The following is a 15,983-nucleotide window of genomic DNA, read 5'->3' on the forward strand; positions in this document are numbered from 1 at the left end:
ACCTAACTGCCACCGCCGTGGGCGGCTGGTCCCAGAACAAGGATGGAAGGCAATCGTCTCGGAGGGCGCCATGACAGACGACAATCAAGACAAATCCCATGATCAGCACGAGCACTGGAAGCACCACGGCGTTCAAGTGATCAAGGGGGATCGCCTCGATCCGAACACAGTTCAGACCCCGGGCATGTTTCGGCAGGCCGCGATCAATCATGCGCGGGTCGGAGCACAGAAGATCTGGGCTGGCACTGTGTCCATCCAGCCGAATGCCAAGACTGGAGTGCACCACCACGGCGAGTTGGAGAGCGTGATCTATGTGGTGCGAGGCAAGGCCCGCATGCGCTGGGGTGAACGGTTGGAGTTCGTTGCGGAAGCCGGGCCTGGCGACTTCATCTATGTGCCGCCCTTCGTGCCTCATCAGGAGATCAACGCCAATCCGGATGAGCCCCTCGAATGCGTTCTCGTGCGCAGCGATAACGAGGCCGTCGTCGTGAACATCACCGACGTGGATCCAGTCGAAATGCCGGAGGAGGTTTACTGGGTCGATCCGATCCACAAACAGCCGAAATAAGGGCATTTCGGAACTACAAACCCTACAAGTCAGTAACAGCCCCGGTGCTTTCCCCAGGGTGATTGCAGAGTCACTTAGCTCCCCGCAAAGCCGGCGGGATCGGCGCCAAGGACGGAGTTCACACCAAAATGCAGGTCTACCGCTCGCTGGAAGAACGATTTGCACGCATCAGCTCGATCGAGGACGCGATCGGTATTCTGCAATGGGACGCTGAGACCATGATGCCGGAAGGGGCCGCCGACAGCCGTTCGGATCAGCTCGCGACGCTTAAGGGTCTCGCCCATGAACTGCTCACCGCGCCTGACACGGGCGAGCTGCTGGCCCTGGCCGATCAAGACAGCGATCAGCTCGACGATTGGCACCGCGCCAACCTGCGTGAGATGCAACGGATCTATCTCCATGCGTCCGCCGTTCCGGCGGACCTCGTCGAGGCCAGCTCCAGAGCCGTGTCCAAGTCGGAATTGGTGTGGCGGGAGGCGAGACAGACCGGGGACTTCGCCCTCCTCCTCCCGCACTTGGCGCAGGTGCTCGCACTCCAGCAGCAAATCGGCCAAGCCAAGGGCCAGGCGCTGGAACTTTCCCCTTACGACGCTCTCCTCGACAGCTACGACCCTGGTCTTCGCCAGGCTACCATCGACCCACTCTTCGCCGAACTCGGCGCGGAGCTGCCGGGCCTGATCCAGGAGGCGCAGGAGCGCCAGAAGGAATTCTCTGCCATCCAGCCGCTCAACGGCCCCTTCCCTGTTGACGATCAACGACGCATCGGCGAGCAGTTGATGAAGGCCGTCGGGTTTGACTTCAGACAGGGACGGCTCGATGTGAGCCTGCATCCGTTCTGCGGTGGATCCACGAGCGACGTCCGGATCACCACCCGCTACAGCGAGGCAAACTTCATGAGCGCGCTCATGGGCGTGCTTCATGAGACCGGTCATGCGCTCTATGAGCAGGGCCGCCCGGAGGCGTGGCGCCGTCAGCCGGTCGGTCTGGCGCGCGGCATGAGCATGCACGAAAGTCAATCCCTGCTCATCGAGATGCAGGCCTGCCGGAGCCAGGAATTCGTCACGTATCTCGCTCCGCTCGTGCGGGAGACTTTCCAAGGTGAGGGTCCAGCCTGGAGCCCTGAAAACCTCCACCGGATCCTGACCAAGGTGGAACCGGGCTTCATCCGCGTGGACGCGGACGAGATTACCTATCCAGCCCACATTCTGGTCCGCTATAAACTCGAGAAGGCGCTGATTGCCGGCGATCTCCAGATCCAGGACTTGCCCTCAGCGTTCAATGAGGAGGTCAGGAAGCTTCTCGGTCTCACAGTTCCTAATGACAGCCTGGGATGCTTGCAGGATATCCACTGGCCTGGCGGCGCGTGGGGCTACTTCCCGACCTATACCCTTGGTGCCATGACAGCGGCCCAGCTCTTCAGAGCTGCCTGTCAGGCCGATGCAAACATCCTCTCAGGCCTGTCGAAGGGCGATTTCACCCCCCTTCGAGCATGGCTACGCGCCAATGTTCATTCGAAAGTGAGCCTGATGACCACCGATCAGCTTCTCGTGGCAGCAACCGGGCGACCACTGACTGCGGAGGTCTTCCGCACCCACCTGCGAGAACGATATCTTGGACGCTGAAGGTGCCTAAGCTGCACATGAAATCTATCATCCTCACTCTGGGTCGAGGGATCTCCCGGACAGCGACCATCCTGGTTACGGTCCTCGTTTCTCTTGGATTGCTCGCTGGACGAGCAACGGCGCAGCTCGACAGTCGTCCGTGTCGGCCAGCCCAATATGCTGACAGCACCTTCGTGGTTTGCACGGTGGATCTCCGACAATACGAGGTGAGGCTGTTCTGGCGCGGGCCGGATGGGAGGTCCTTGGCTCGTTTGACCGGCTGAAAGAGACACCGGAGGGTTCACGCCTTGCCATCGCAATGAACGCTGGCATGTACCATGAGGATCGCTCGCCCGTGGGACTTTACGTTGAGAACGGAAAAGAGCTGAAGGCGGCCAACACAAGGAATGGCCCCGGAAACTTCCACCTCAAGCCCAACGGCATCTTTGACGTCAAAGGCCGTCAGGTAGGCGTGCTCGAGACAGGAGCCTATCTGAGGCAAAAGATAAGGCCGGACTTCGCGACGCAATCGGGTCCGATGCTCGTCATCAACGGGCAAATCCACCCTCAGTTTTCGGAACAAAGCACCTCTCGAAAGATCCGGAACGGCGTTGGCGTGAAAGGCCAAGACACGGTCATGTTTGCGATTTCAGACAGCCCGGTCACGTTCAGCACATTCGCTCGCTTGTTCCGGGACGAGCTGGGCTGTGCGAATGCTCTGTTCTTGGATGGAAGTGTCTCCAGCCTCTATGCCCCTTCATGGGAGAGGATCGACTCACTCATGCCCATGGGGCCGATCGTCGGGGCTTTACGCCGACGCCTATAGTATGTGGCTTCAGCGGAAGTACAGACGTTTCAAGTCGAAGCTGTAGGCGGAAAGACGATGCCTTCAGGATCCATGCATAAAGTGGTTATTCACAAAGCCAGCGGGTACGAGCAACTGAAGCTCGAAACTCATCCCGTGCCCAAACCCAGCGATCGAGAGGTTTTGATCCGCACTGAGGCAGTGGGTGTGAACTATGCTGACATCTGTGTTCGATGGGGCGTGTACGAGTCCGCGCGCCGGTTCGTGGGCTGGCCGATCACGCCCGGATTCGAATATTCAGGCTGGGTAGAAGACGTTGGCCGTGAGGTCAAGCATGTGAAGCCCGGCGATCTGGTGTTTGGAGTCACTTTCTTCAACGGCTATTCCACGCACGTGTGTGCCCCAGCAGATCTGGTGTGGCCTAAGCCTCAGGCTTTGGACTTTGAGGCAGCCGCTGGTTTCTTGGCCGTCCACCTGACCGCGTATCATGGCTTGCTACAGAATGTGGTGATCCGGCCCGGCATGAGAGTGCTCGTGCATTCGGCCGGCGGTGGAGTGGGCTCGGCGCTCATCCAGCTCTGCAAGTTGCACAATCTGCACGTGACTGGTGTAGTGGGAAGAAGTCATAAGGTCGAGTATGTGCGCCAGCTCGGCGCAGACGCCGTGATCGACAAATCCACTCAGTCGCTTTGGGATGAGGCCAAGCGCCTCTGCCCTGACGGCTACGACCTAATCTTTGACGCGAACGGCCCTGAAACCCTGGCGCAAAGCTATGCGCATCTAAGGCCCACAGGCAAAGTGTTGGTCTATGGCTTTCATAGTTTGTTGCCCAAACAGGGTGGGTGCATCAACTACCTCAAGGCGGCCCTTGGAATGCTGAGGATGCCGCGCTTCAATCCCTTGTCGATGACAAGCGAGAACAAAGGTGTCGTGGCGTTCAATTTGTCGTTCCTCTTTCCGCGCGCCGACCTGTTGCACGAGGCTGTGAATGATCTCACCGCCTGGGTAGAAGCGGGGGACATTCGGGTGCCAAAGGTTCGTTCTTTTGCATTGAAAGATGTGGCTCAAGCTCACCGAGCTTTAGAGTCAGGCGAAACCACGGGCAAGTTGGTCTTGCGAACAGCGCCACCCTTCTTCAGTGGGGCAGCGCACGAGGCAACTGTTCAGGGAGCCTCTGCTCCCGATCAATGAGCGCCAGAGTCGCCTGAATGCGCTGTGGAAGAGGCTGCCTGATCACCTCGGCATAAATAGAACGGAGATCTTGCCCGATCCGGCGCAGGAGTTCGGTATCGGAGATTGCCACGGGTCGCTCGCCTCCGTCCGATCCGTTGCCCATCTTCACCTCCTAATCCGCAGCCACCCCCTGAGTATCGCTTCGCCAATCAATCGTTAACCATATTTCTTTTTGTCTGTGGAAATCGGGCAGAACTCGGTAAATGCTCAGTTTTGGCGCTTGCTTAGCTAGCACCACAACCAAATCGGCAGATTTCCACGGGTGGAGCCGAGTTAATCCGAATCGCCGTAAAAAAGCCCAGAAACAAAACCAGAACATCTAGAGCTACAGAAGGAGAGCATCCTCGTCAGTGGTGCCATCCAACGATACAGTCGGAGAGGCCAGGAGCATTTCCTGGCAGGCACCATGAACCAGATGATTCGCCCCTCACAAGTTGATCAGAGGCCAGTCCTTGAGACGCTCGCGGGTTCGGTCGAACGCGTCACCTTTCACAATGCCGAGAATGGCTTTGCCGTCCTGAAGGTGCATGCCCGTGGCAAGCGCGACCTTGTGACAGTGGTAGGTCACACCCCAGCCGTCTCGGCAGGCGAATGGATCACCGCCAGCGGCCTCTGGATCAGTGACCGCACGCATGGGCTTCAGTTCAAGGCCGAGATTCTGAAGACCACCCCACCAACCGGAGTGGAAGGCATCGAGAAGTATCTCGCCTCAGGTCAGATGCGCGGCATCGGCCTGGCCATGGCCAAGCGGATTGTCGCTGCCTTCGGCGTAGACACCTTTGAGATCATCGAGGCCGCCCCCGAGCGCCTGACCGAGGTGCCCGGCATTGGCCCGATGCGGGCCTCCCGCATCGTGGCGGGTTGGGCCGAGCAGAAAGCCGTGCGGGAGATCATGATATTCCTTCACGCGCACGGGGTCGGTACCGCTCGGGCGGTGCGCATCTTCAAGACCTACGGCTATGAGTCCGTCCAGGTCATGACCGAGGACCCGTACCGGCTGGCGAAGGATGTGCGCGGGATCGGCTTCCGGACAGCGGATGCCATCGCAGCCAAGCTCGGGATGGAAAAGACCGCTCCTCAGCGCATCCGGGCTGGTATCTCGTTCGCGCTCCAGACGGCGACGGACGAAGGGCACTGCGCCTTGCCGGTCGAGGCTCTTACCCGGCTGGCCGAGCAACTTCTCGAAGTGGATGAGGCCCTGATCCGCACAGCCATCGTCGAGGAGTTGTCCAAGGGCGAGATCATCTCGGACACCATCGGCAACGAGCCGTGCCTCTTCCTCAAGGGCCTGCATCTGGCCGAGCAGGCGATTGCCTCCCGGTTGATTGAGCGAGCGTCTGGTCCAGCCCCTTGGCCAGAGATCGACCTCGACAAGGCTATTCCGTGGGTTGAAGGCCGCACGGGCAAAACCCTGGCCGCCTCGCAGCGCGAGGCGCTGAAGCTGGTGCTCGGCGCCAAGGTCGCGGTGGTGACCGGCGGTCCCGGTGTCGGCAAGACGACCCTGCTCGATACGATCCTGCGCCTGCTCGTCGCAAAGGGCGTCCGGGTTGCCTTGGCCGCTCCGACAGGACGCGCGGCGAAGCGCATGACAGAGCAGACCGGTCTGGAGGCCAAGACGATCCACCGGCTCCTGGAAATCGACCCGAAGCACGGTGGATTCTCACGCACGGAGGAAAATCCACTCGGCTGCAATCTGCTGGTGGTGGACGAGACCTCGATGGTGGATGTGCCGCTGATGAACGCCCTCACCAAGGCTATCCCTGCTCATGCGGGTCTGCTGCTGGTGGGTGATGTGGACCAGTTGCCCTCGGTCGGCTCGGGGCAGGTGCTTGCGGATATTATCGCCTCGGAGCGCATTCCCGTGGCTCGTCTGACCGAGGTGTTCCGGCAGGCAGCAGAAAGCCGAATCGTGGTGAATGCTCACCGCATCAACAAGGGCCAGATGCCCGAGGTGCCAAAGGCTGGCGAGGAGACTGACTTCTACTTCGTCGAGATCGCCGATCCCGAGGAGGGTGTGCCCAAGATCATCCAGATGATCAAGGAACGCATGCCGCGTAGGTTCGGGCTTGATCCGATGAAGGACATTCAGGTGCTCTGCCCGATGAACCGGGGTGTGCTCGGAGCCCGCAACCTCAACATCCAGCTCCAGGAAGTGCTCAATCCGAACCCTCCTGCCAAGGTGGAGCGGTTTGGCTGGCGCTTCTCGCCGGGTGACCGGGTGATGGAGACCCAGAACGACTACGATCGAGAGGTCTTCAACGGCGACTTGGGCACGGTGGTCGGAATCGACGACGAGGAGGGAGCGCTGATTGCCTCCTTTGATGGGCGGGAGGTGTCCTATCCGTTCGGAGAGCTCGACACGCTGGTCCCGGCCTATGCGACCACGATCCACAAGTCGCAGGGATCGGAGTACCCCGCCGTGATCATCCCAGTCGTGACGCAGCACTTCACGATGCTGGCCCGCAACCTGCTCTACACGGGCGTCACCCGTGGCAAGCGCCTCGTGGTGCTGGTGGGCCAGAAGAAAGCTGTCGGGATCGCCGTCAGGGGTGGGCAGATGAAGAGGCGCTGGACGAAACTGCGGGAATGGTTAGCTGCTCACTAATCAACAACTCAAACTTCCGTTCTTATGACGCGTTCGAGGTGTGGGGTTCAACACCATCCGCACGTCTCGAGGTAATTAAGTTAGACCATGCCGCTGCTCGCATACACCCACTCAGGAGAGCCGCTTATTGCTCCACTGATGACCGATGATGAATGGGAGCAATTGCGATCAGCGCGAAATCGCGATGCATGGATGCCATATGGGAAAGGACGGGCCATACCCAAGACATCGCGTCTTGGAACACGCTTCTTCGCCCATCCTCCTGGGCGAGTGCCCGGGGGAGCAAAGGAAAGCGACCTTCATCTCTATATCAAAGCACAGATCCTGATTGGAGCCCGAGCCGCGGGTTGGGATGCTCTGCCGGAGCAATCTGGGACGGCGCCAGATGGCCAGGACTGGCGAGCTGATGTCCTGTGCCGCCGACCTGGAAAACCATGGACCGTCGCCATTGAAGCTCAGGTTCAGCTCCAGGGGGAGGAAGCCTACCGCCAGCGGCAAGAGCGCTACATGACTTCAGGAATACGTGCCCTGTGGGTAGTCGCTCATGAGCCTGCAGCCCTGCATTATTACTGGCTTAGGCCCGACCCACATCTCCCAGCATTCAAAACCACGACCTGGGAGGATCAGGATGGTCAACTGGGAGCGCTCGTGCATGTCGACGGCCTGTCGCTCAGCATCTCTGACTTTGTCGCCGGCGCACTCACCGGGCAGCTTCAATGGTATGGGAATGGCCGGCGCGGGATCATCCCACTCATTCTCCGCGAGGACCAATGCTGGCACCGCACATGCCGAAAAAGGGTTCTCCTGGCCTACAGGGCCGAAGCGCCGCGGGGGGACCCTCTTGAAATTGAGGTGGTTCAAGCGATGGAGGGCTATGCAGATGCTTATGCCAAGGCACAGGTGGCTCTTCCCGACCTGGCAGAAAGCCCAAGGCCCTTCAGAAAAGTCCTCGCGTCGCGCTGCCCTCACTGCCAAAGAGAGATTCGCTATCAGCGCGAGGACTGGGCGGGCCAGACCGCCACTCATAAGTTGCCGGTCGGCATCAATATTCCGGAGCAGGTAAGCCACATCGGCATGACGCCACATGCTCAGTGGCACTGGGGACCTGAGTCCCGGTGGCCCGACTGGGCTCCCTTCGGCGGTATTGGTCCGATCTCCCATCAGCCTCTTGAGATGCGGCCGAGGCGCCTGGGTCCCAGGACAGGTTGATGGATCTTGAGCGTCGGACTTATCGCGAGAGTCACAAGTCCTGCATCCGGGGTGAGGTGCTTGCGGGGGCGCAGAGCAGTGGCTAACAATCAGCGATCAGGAGATCCTTCATGCTGCACGTTCTGGCCTACATCACTGCAAAGCCCGGCATGCGCGAAGCTGTGCTCCGGGAGTTCCGGGCTAACATGCCGGCTGTGCACGCCGAAGAGGGTTGTATCGAGTACGTTCCTGTTGTCGATCTTCCAACATTCGGCCCCTTTCAGACCGAACTAGGGCCAGACACCTTCGTCGTTGTCGAGAAATGGGCGAGCCCTGAAGCACTCAACGCCCATGCCGCGTCTCCTCACATGAAAGCCTATGCCGAGAGGACGGCTGACATGATCGAGACCCGCATGATCCACGTCCTCTCACCTCACTAGAATCCTGCCTGACGGCCCCTGACGAGTCGTGCTTTGATTGCCACTGCATACCGCAGCGGCTCCCGTCAGAACCCACCCTACGTCGCCCCCTGCTTCTGGAGCTCTGCTTTGATCAAGTTTTACTACAACCTTGCCCCCAACCCGATGAAGGTTGCTCTGTGCCTGGAGGAGATGGGCCTCCCGTATGAGCTCAAGCCCGTAGATACACGCAAAGGCGAGCAGCACCAGCCGGACTTTCTGGCCATCAATCCGAATGGCAAGGTGCCTGCGATCATTGACCAGGATACCGGCGCGAGGGTCTTCGACTCGAACGCGATCCTGCTCTATCTTGCGGAGAGGACCGAACAGTTTCTGCCCGACAGCACACCTGTTGCGCGTGGTGAGCTTCTCTCTTGGCTAATGTTCATTGCAACGGGCGTTGGCCCGTTCTCAGGCCAAGCCGTGCATTTCAAGCACTTTGCGCCTGAGCCCAAGGACTATGCCGTCAATCGTTATCTGTACGAAGCGAAGCGGCATTACGGCATCATTGATGCGCATCTGTCCGGGCAGCGCTACATGGTGGGAGAGACTTACACCATCGTGGACATGGCCCTGTGGGGCTGGGCCCGCATGGTGCCGTTCATCCTGGGAGAGAACGCCTGGGGCGACTTCCCGAACCTCAAGCGTCTTTTTGATGAGATCAGCGCTCGCCCGGCCGCTCATGCCGCTGCTACGCTGAAGGAGAGGCACAGCTTCAAAGCTGAGATGGACGACGAAGCCCGCCAACATATGTTCCGGCACTTGGCTGCCCCGGCGAGCTGACTTCTCATGCGTGCCGCCGTTCCTCCGTCCAGTATGCAGAATGGCCCCTGGGCGGAGGTCAAAGCCGCGGAGAGACATCGATGTCCAGGGGAGCTCCCGGTTGGATGCTGGAAGTGCGGCACCCAATGTGACGAGCGGCCTACGCGCGAAACTACTGAGGCGGTCGTCTGGCGTTACGTCCCGCAGAATGTCCGATAGACGCGCTGGTGCGGTTCCGGTGGCTCGGAATAGTGAGCGAACGCTGGCTGATCCTCATAAGGATTCGAGAGAACAGTCAGGAGCTCCTCGAAAGGAGCAAAGTCGCCCTGCTCCACCGCAGCTTGTATCACCGCCTCTACGCGGTGATTGCGCGGGATAAAGGCTGGATTGACGGCTCGCATGGCAGCTTGGCGGCTTGCGCCATCTTGCGGTTCAAGGCTCAACCGCTCCCGCCAACGGGTGGCCCAGGCATCATAAGCAAGCGGATTGATGAAGAGGTTTCGTACCGCCTCATCTCCCTTGGGTCCAGCGGCAGCATCGCTCAACCGCCGGAATGTCAGGGTGAAGTCAGCCTCGTTCTCAGTCATCGCCTTCAGAAGATCCCCGGCGAGTGTCGGATCTTCCTCTCGCTCCGTTAGCAGCCCGAGCTTGCGCCGGAGCCCCGCGTGATAGGATGCCTCGAATTTACCCGAGAAGGCTTCGAGCGCCTCGCTCGCTTCAGCCACGGCCTTCTCCTCGTCCTTAGACAGGAGCGGCAGAAGCGTCTCGGCCAGCCGGGTCAAATTCCAGAGGCCGATGCGGGGTTGGTTGCCATAGGCATAGCGGCCCTGCCGGTCGATCGAGCTGAAAACTGTCGCCGGATCGTAGGCATCCATGAAGGCGCACGGGCCGTAGTCAATCGTCTCGCCGGCGATGGACATGTTGTCGGTGTTCATCACCCCGTGGATGAAGCCAATGTGCAGCCAACGAGCGATAAGGTCTGCTTGGGCAGCAATGACCTGGTCTAGGAGCGCCCGGTAGGGTTGGTCGCTCTCGGCAGCTTGTGGGTAGTGCCGGCCAATAACGTAGTCCGCGAGGAGCCGCAGCCCTTCTATATCCTGCCGAGCGGCAAAGAACTGGAACGTGCCGATCCGAATATGGCTCGACGCCACCCGAGTGAGAACCGCACCGGGAAGTGGCGTCTCGCGGGCAACCGTCTCGCCGGTCGCCACTGCCGCAAGCGCACGCGTTGTCGGCAGGCCGAGCGCCGCCATTGTCTCGCTGAGGAGATATTCACGCAGGACAGGCCCCAAGGCCGCCCGCCCATCGCCGCGGCGCGAGAACGGTGTCGGACCTGAACCCTTGAGCTGAATGTCCCGGCGGATGTCGTTTCGATCAACCACTTCACCAAGGAGAATGGCACGGCCGTCACCGAGCTGCGGCACGAAGTTCCCGAACTGGTGACCGGCATAGGCCATGGCGATAGGCTCTGCCGCATCCGGAACACGGTTGCCGGACAGAAGCTCAATTCCGTCAGGACTGGAGAGGCGATCCGGGTCAAGGCCGAGTTGTAAGGCGAGATCCCGGTTCAGCCGGATGAGCCTCGGAGCCGTGACGGCTTCGGGTTCTACGCGCGCGTAGAACCGGTCAGGCAGGCGTGCGTAGGTGTTATCGAAGGGGAAATGAATTGTCATGGTCCAGGCTCACCATCAGGACCACGTGAAATCGTGTTGGGCGCCTCAGAAAGCAAGAGTCAGGCGGTAATTCTCGATAGGGTTCAGGGCGCTCCCACTGCAATCTTGTATAACTGACCTGCCTGCACGCATCGGGACAGACCGCCCACTCCACGGTTTTACTCCCTCCCTGCATACCTTGTGCATTAACGATCTGGCGACCCGCACCCTCTAGTCTGCCCCGTCGGGCCCTCACGCGTGGGCCTGTCCTGTTGGCGGGCAGAAGGTGTGGGAATGCGAGGCCAGGCTGACCTTTTCTTAGACTACGACGCACCGCCAGGTCCGATCGAGACGCGTCCGGTCGGTGAGATTGTCATCAAAGCCAAGCATCGCGGTGAAATCTTCAAGGCTCCTGACTACGAGACCGCCGCCCGGATGCTGGAGGCCACAGGCGACTATCGCGTTCTGCGCCGATTGACACCACGCCCTATCCTCGTGTCCCGCACCGTTCGTCAGGGCGAGAAGTTCGCTGTCATCCTGGACACCGAAACTACAGGTCTGGATCACACGAGGGACGAGGTCATCGAACTTGGCATGATCGCCTTTACCTATGATGAGGAAGACCGGATCGGTGATATGATCGGGACGTTCAATGCCCTGCGTGAGCCGAGCGTACCTATCAGTTCCGAGATCACTCGCCTGACCGGGATCACGCCTGACATGGTCGCCGGTCAGATGCTCGATCTCGAAGCGGTTGAGCGTTTCATCGCGCCGGCGGATCTGATCATCGCGCACAATGCTCGCTTTGATCGGCCCTTTTGTGAGCGCCTGTCCAAGGACTTCCAGGTCAAGGCTTGGGCCTGCTCTCATTCCGAGATCGCCTGGAGCGGGTTCGGCTTCGAGGGGTCGAAGCTGGGCTATCTCCTGACGCAGTGTGGCTGGTTCCACCAAGGGCACCGCGCAGTCGAGGACTGCCATGCCCTGCTAGAGGTGTTGGCTTCTCCTCTGCCATCAGAGGCTGGTCTCCCTTTCAAGCACCTGCTGGCCTCGGCTCGGAAGTCGCTCCTGCGCATCTGGGCGGAGAGCAGCCCATTCGATATGAAGGACGTGCTGAAGGCGCGAGGCTATCGCTGGAATGACGGGACCAACGGACGCCCAAAATCGTGGTGGGTGGAGGTTGATGAGGAGGCCGGCGAGGCGGAGCTCATGTTTCTTCGGCGCGAGGTTTACCGGCGTGAGGTCGAGCCCTACACCCAGAAGATCACTGCCTTCGAGAGGTTCCGGTCGGCACGCTAAGCGGCACCTGCTAGATCTCTACACGGCTGGCCTCACCCGAGGCTTTCAGGCTTGAAATCTTGGCTGTGCGCTGCCATCTCATCGCCCGCCGGAGCAACAAGGTTCATCTCAAGCCATGACGACTGCTGACACCACCCACACCCCTGAGAGCCATACGTTCGAGGCTGATGTCGCCAAGCTGCTGCACCTGATGGTGCACTCGGTCTACTCCGACAAGGACGTCTTCCTGCGCGAACTGATCTCGAACGCGGCCGATGCCTGCGAGAAGCTGCGCTACGAGGCGATCGCCGACCCTGCCCTGCTCGGCGCTGATCCCAAGGCCCGGATCACGATCCTGATCGATGCCGACAACCGTCGCCTGACGGTCGAGGACAACGGCATCGGCATGAGCCGGGAAGAGATGATCGAGGCTCTCGGCACCATCGCACGCTCGGGCACTAAGGCCTTCATGGACCGGATCCAGGCTGCCCAAGGTGGCGAAGGGGCCCAGCTCATCGGGCAGTTCGGCGTCGGCTTCTACTCCGCCTTCATGGTTGCCGACCGGGTCGACGTCGTCTCGCGCCGCGCTGGTCATGACGAGGCCACAGTATGGTCGTCCGACGGCAAGGGCTCCTATACGGTCGCGCCCGCAACACTCGATGAGGCCCCGGCCCGCGGCACGCGGGTGATCCTCCACCTGATGGAGGACGCAAAGTCCTACACGGAGCGCTATCAGATCGAGCGCATCGTCAAGGAGCAGTCGGGCCATGTTCCGGTGCCGATCTCCCTTGTCGAGAAGCCCGGGGCGGAGCCGCAGGAAGTCGCCGACGGCGCTGCTCTGTGGGTGAAGCCACGCTCCGAGATCACACGTGAGGACTACACCGACTTCTACCGCAGCGTCGCCGGCCAGTTTGATGAGCCGGCCCTGACGGTGCATTTCCGGGCCGAGGGCCGTCACGAATACACCGCCTTGGCCTTCGTGCCGGGCTCCACGCCGTTCGACCTGTTCGATCCCGACCGCCACGGGCGCATGAAGCTCTATGTGAAGCGGGTCTTCATCACTGATGAGGCCGAGCTCCTGCCGCGGTACCTGCGCTTCGTGCGCGGACTGGTCGACTCGGCCGACCTGCCGCTCAACGTCTCGCGCGAGATGATCCAGGAGAGCCCGCTTCTGGCTGCCATCAAGAAGGGCGTGACCAGCCGCGTGCTCAGCGAGCTCGAGAAGCTCGCGCAGAACGATGCGGAGGCCTACACCAAGGTGTGGGAGACCTTCGGCTTGGTGCTGAAGGAAGGCCTCTACGAGGATTTCGAGCGGCACTCGACATTGCTGGGACTGGCCCGGTTCAAGACCACCGCCTCCGGTGGCGAGTGGCGTTCGCTTAAGGATTATGTCGGCTCGCTCAAGGAGAACCAGACCGCGATCTACTACGTGACCGGGACGGATCTCGCCCGGCTCGAGACCTCGCCGCAGCTCGAAGGTTTCCGGGCCCGCGGCATCGAGGTACTGCTGCTGCCCGATCCAGTCGACAGTTTCTGGGTCACGGCCGGCATTGATTACGAGGGCAAGCCGTTCAAGTCAGTGACTCAGGGCGGTGCCGACCTGGCGCAGATCCCACTGACCGAGGCCCAGGAGAATACGGGTGCGCCGGCGCCAGAAGGGGTGACGCAGTTCATCCAGTCCGTGAAGGCCACCCTCGGGGAGGCCGTGGCCGATGTGCGCGCCTCCGAGCGGCTGACGGAAAGCGCCGTCTGCCTTGTGGCATCCGAGACCGGCATGGACCGTCAGCTCGAGCGGCTTCTGGCCCGAGCGGGTCAGCTGACGTCAGCTGCGAAACCCGTTCTGGAGATCAACCCGCGCCATGACCTCGTTGTGGCCCTGGCCAATCTTGGCGAAGGTGAGCGGACGCTCCGTGAAGACGCGGCCCATCTCCTGTTGGACGAGGCACGAATCTTGGATGGTGAGTTGCCGGCCGATGCGAGGGCATTTTCGCAGCGGCTCGCCAGGGTCATGCGACGGAGCCTGTCGTAAGAGGCATTTACAGGTGATCTTTGCGGGCGTGCGGTCGTCAACGACTGCCTCCCGCCGGTTTCCAGAGAGCCGGCCGACCGGTTGACCTTTAGATTTCGAAGGCTGGGCTGAAGGCCACCTGCAGTCATGACATTGAAGGCTAGTGCACAGCAGCTACCCACATCTGCAAACATGCATTAGGCTCTTACTGCGTTTAGTCTAGAATCCCGGTCAGGTCAGATAAGGGATTGAAACTGCCAGGCTTTAATCGAGGCTCTGACGCATAGTTTCCGCCAGCGCCAACAGGTCATAATCGGAAAATGGACGGCCGATGACCTGTAACCCTATTGGGATATTGTTTGCATCAACGCCCACGGGGATTGAAAGCGATGGCAGACCCAAGAAACTGAAAGGGCGATTCATCCTCAGGAACTCCAGGCTCAAAGCCCCTCCTGCTTCGGCATCGTCAGGAATGTGATCGACCCGAGGAGCGCTGATGCGGATTGTGGGACAGACAAGGAAGTCTGCATCGCTGAGCGCTTGGGCAAGAAGCTCAGCCAGATACTTACCTCTCAGCCGAAGCACGCTCTGATAATCCTCTCGACTGACGCAGGCTGCTGTCAACAGGCGCCGTCGAACAGAAGGAGGATAGTATTCAGGCTGGCGGGCGAGGGCATTGCCGTGAACAGCATCCGCCTCATAGGAGGTTATGATTGAGGCGCAGGCATTGAGGTCGTCGATCGATGGGAATGGTACTTCGACCAACTTCGCGCCCAAGCTCACCAATGCATCTCGAGTTCTACGAAACGCTCCTGTAACAGCTTCGTCCATGCCGGCGAGCAGCTCGCTGGTGTTCGTTCCGATCTTAACACCTTCCAGCGTCACTCCGAGGCTATGTCGCGGATGGGATTGCCCCTTATCCTCCACCTTCTCGCTGACGTCTTGCGGCCGATCGGAGAGAACGTCCAGAACTCGCCCTATGCTAGCAGGGCTTTCGGCAAGGATTCCGATCGTATCTTGAGACGCAGAGAGCGGCACGACCCCGGGATCGTGGATGAGGCCGTGTGTTGGCTTCAGTCCATAAACACCGCACAAAGAGGCTGGAATTCGGACTGAGCCACCAGTGTCAGTTCCAAGGGCGAAGGGCACGATCCCTGCAGCAACTGCTGCAGCGGCACCGCTCGACGATCCGCCGACAGCGTAGGCAGGGCCGTGCGGATTCAGAACTCGACCATGATATGAGTTGAAGCCAGTAGCTGTGTAACAATGCGGGTCGAGATTAAGCGCCCCAATCGGGATCGCGCCAGCGTCTACAAGCCGCTTCAGCGCCACACTGTGCGATTGGCTCTGCCACCGGTAACCCTGCCCGACTCCCGCTGTCGGATGTCGGTCCGCCGTAGAAAGCACATCCTTGTAGGCGAATGGGATGCCATAGAGTGGGTACTGCGTGCCGTGGTTCTCCTCGTGAAGACGCCTTGCAAGCTGTTCTGCTTTTCTCGGGAAAATCTCGATGAAGCAGTTGAGCTGATGGGCAGTATCAACGGCCTTTTCCAAGGCACGATCCGTTGCAGGAATCGGTCCATCTCGATTGACTTCCCACTCCATCCACCCGGAGGAGCTTGAGGCTTGAGGCCTAGAGAACGTCTCGAGCATCCGACCGAAAGCGTTCGTATCGTCGCTTGCCTTAAGCGTCGGCTTAAGACGCTCCATCATAGCAGATATGCGGCCAAGGTCAGTGGTAACCGCCTTCACCTCGTCGTCCGTCACCGACAGTCCACGCTCAGTGAGCCGCGCCGAAACTTGATCCTGTGCCATGCTTAAGAGTTCT

11 protein-coding genes and 1 pseudogene are annotated in these 15,983 nt (G+C 60.3%); 10 read left to right on the plus strand and 2 right to left on the minus strand.

The window, feature by feature from the left end:
• Positions 1-70: 70 nt before the first annotated feature.
• The 8 genes and pseudogenes from DRB19_RS10380 to DRB19_RS10415 all read left to right on the plus strand — a co-directional run bounded on the left by DRB19_RS10380 (position 71) and on the right by DRB19_RS10415 (position 9,241).
• Positions 71-568, plus strand: coding sequence for a cupin domain-containing protein (locus DRB19_RS10380; RefSeq protein ID WP_114185970.1), 498 nt, complete (start codon positions 71-73; stop codon positions 566-568).
• Positions 569-696: 128 nt separating this feature from the next.
• Complete coding sequence (locus DRB19_RS10385; RefSeq protein ID WP_114185971.1) at positions 697-2,190, plus strand: carboxypeptidase M32; 1,494 nt, start codon at positions 697-699, stop codon at positions 2,188-2,190.
• 17 nt (positions 2,191-2,207) lie between these two features.
• Positions 2,208-2,995: pseudogene (locus DRB19_RS10390) on the plus strand (phosphodiester glycosidase family protein).
• Between the two features lie 72 nt (positions 2,996-3,067).
• Positions 3,068-4,165 (plus strand): synaptic vesicle VAT-1 family membrane protein, encoded by a 1,098-nt coding sequence (locus DRB19_RS10395; protein ID WP_170285231.1) that lies wholly within the window; start codon positions 3,068-3,070, stop codon positions 4,163-4,165.
• A 448-nt stretch (positions 4,166-4,613) separates the two neighbouring features.
• Positions 4,614-6,812, plus strand: coding sequence for an SF1B family DNA helicase RecD2 (gene recD2 / locus DRB19_RS10400; protein WP_114185973.1), 2,199 nt, complete (start codon positions 4,614-4,616; stop codon positions 6,810-6,812).
• Between the two features lie 507 nt (positions 6,813-7,319).
• On the plus strand, positions 7,320-8,021 hold the full coding sequence (locus tag DRB19_RS10405) for a hypothetical protein (protein WP_162815645.1): 702 nt from the start codon (positions 7,320-7,322) through the stop codon (positions 8,019-8,021).
• 110 nt (positions 8,022-8,131) lie between these two features.
• Entirely contained in the window at positions 8,132-8,440 is a 309-nt protein-coding gene (locus DRB19_RS10410; RefSeq protein ID WP_114185975.1) for a putative quinol monooxygenase, read from the plus strand.
• A gap of 108 nt (positions 8,441-8,548) precedes the next feature.
• The gene (locus DRB19_RS10415) at positions 8,549-9,241 is read left to right on the plus strand and encodes a glutathione S-transferase family protein (protein WP_114185976.1); all 693 of its coding nucleotides are present in this window, start codon (positions 8,549-8,551) and stop codon (positions 9,239-9,241) included.
• Between the two features lie 173 nt (positions 9,242-9,414).
• On the opposite strand, the gene DRB19_RS10420 is transcribed toward DRB19_RS10415, so the two are convergent.
• The gene (locus tag DRB19_RS10420) at positions 9,415-10,893 is read right to left on the minus strand and encodes a protein adenylyltransferase SelO (protein WP_114185977.1); all 1,479 of its coding nucleotides are present in this window, start codon (positions 10,891-10,893) and stop codon (positions 9,415-9,417) included.
• Between the two features lie 273 nt (positions 10,894-11,166).
• On the opposite strand from DRB19_RS10420, the gene DRB19_RS10425 reads away from it, so the two are divergent.
• Positions 11,167-12,168, plus strand: a complete 1,002-nt coding sequence (locus DRB19_RS10425) for a 3'-5' exonuclease (protein WP_114185978.1) — start codon at positions 11,167-11,169, stop codon at positions 12,166-12,168.
• A gap of 115 nt (positions 12,169-12,283) precedes the next feature.
• Complete coding sequence (gene htpG, locus DRB19_RS10430; protein ID WP_114185979.1) at positions 12,284-14,176, plus strand: molecular chaperone HtpG; 1,893 nt, start codon at positions 12,284-12,286, stop codon at positions 14,174-14,176.
• A 243-nt stretch (positions 14,177-14,419) separates the two neighbouring features.
• Here the strand turns inward: htpG and DRB19_RS10435 are convergent, their stop codons facing one another.
• Positions 14,420-15,970, minus strand: a complete 1,551-nt coding sequence (locus DRB19_RS10435) for an amidase (protein ID WP_162815646.1) — start codon at positions 15,968-15,970, stop codon at positions 14,420-14,422.
• Between the last annotated feature and the right edge of the window lie 13 nt (positions 15,971-15,983).

It is taken from the genome of Microvirga aerophila, from assembly GCF_003332305.1.
GTDB lineage: Bacteria > Pseudomonadota > Alphaproteobacteria > Rhizobiales > Beijerinckiaceae > Microvirga > Microvirga aerophila.

Bases quoted from the DNA above. Each gene is read 5' to 3' on its own strand.
- htpG (WP_114185979.1), top strand. From the start codon at position 12,284: ATGACGACTGCTGACACCACCCACACCCCTGAGAGCCATACGTTCGAG.
- DRB19_RS10410 (WP_114185975.1), top strand. From the start codon at position 8,132: ATGCTGCACGTTCTGGCCTACATCACTGCAAAGCCCGGCATGCGCGAA.
- DRB19_RS10420 (WP_114185977.1), bottom strand. From the start codon at position 10,893: ATGACAATTCATTTCCCCTTCGATAACACCTACGCACGCCTGCCTGAC.
- DRB19_RS10405 (WP_162815645.1), top strand. From the start codon at position 7,320: ATGACTTCAGGAATACGTGCCCTGTGGGTAGTCGCTCATGAGCCTGCA.
- DRB19_RS10395 (WP_170285231.1), top strand. From the start codon at position 3,068: ATGCATAAAGTGGTTATTCACAAAGCCAGCGGGTACGAGCAACTGAAG.
- DRB19_RS10425 (WP_114185978.1), top strand. From the start codon at position 11,167: ATGCGAGGCCAGGCTGACCTTTTCTTAGACTACGACGCACCGCCAGGT.
- DRB19_RS10435 (WP_162815646.1), bottom strand. From the start codon at position 15,970: ATGGCACAGGATCAAGTTTCGGCGCGGCTCACTGAGCGTGGACTGTCG.
- DRB19_RS10380 (WP_114185970.1), top strand. From the start codon at position 71: ATGACAGACGACAATCAAGACAAATCCCATGATCAGCACGAGCACTGG.
- recD2 (WP_114185973.1), top strand. From the start codon at position 4,614: ATGAACCAGATGATTCGCCCCTCACAAGTTGATCAGAGGCCAGTCCTT.
- DRB19_RS10385 (WP_114185971.1), top strand. From the start codon at position 697: ATGCAGGTCTACCGCTCGCTGGAAGAACGATTTGCACGCATCAGCTCG.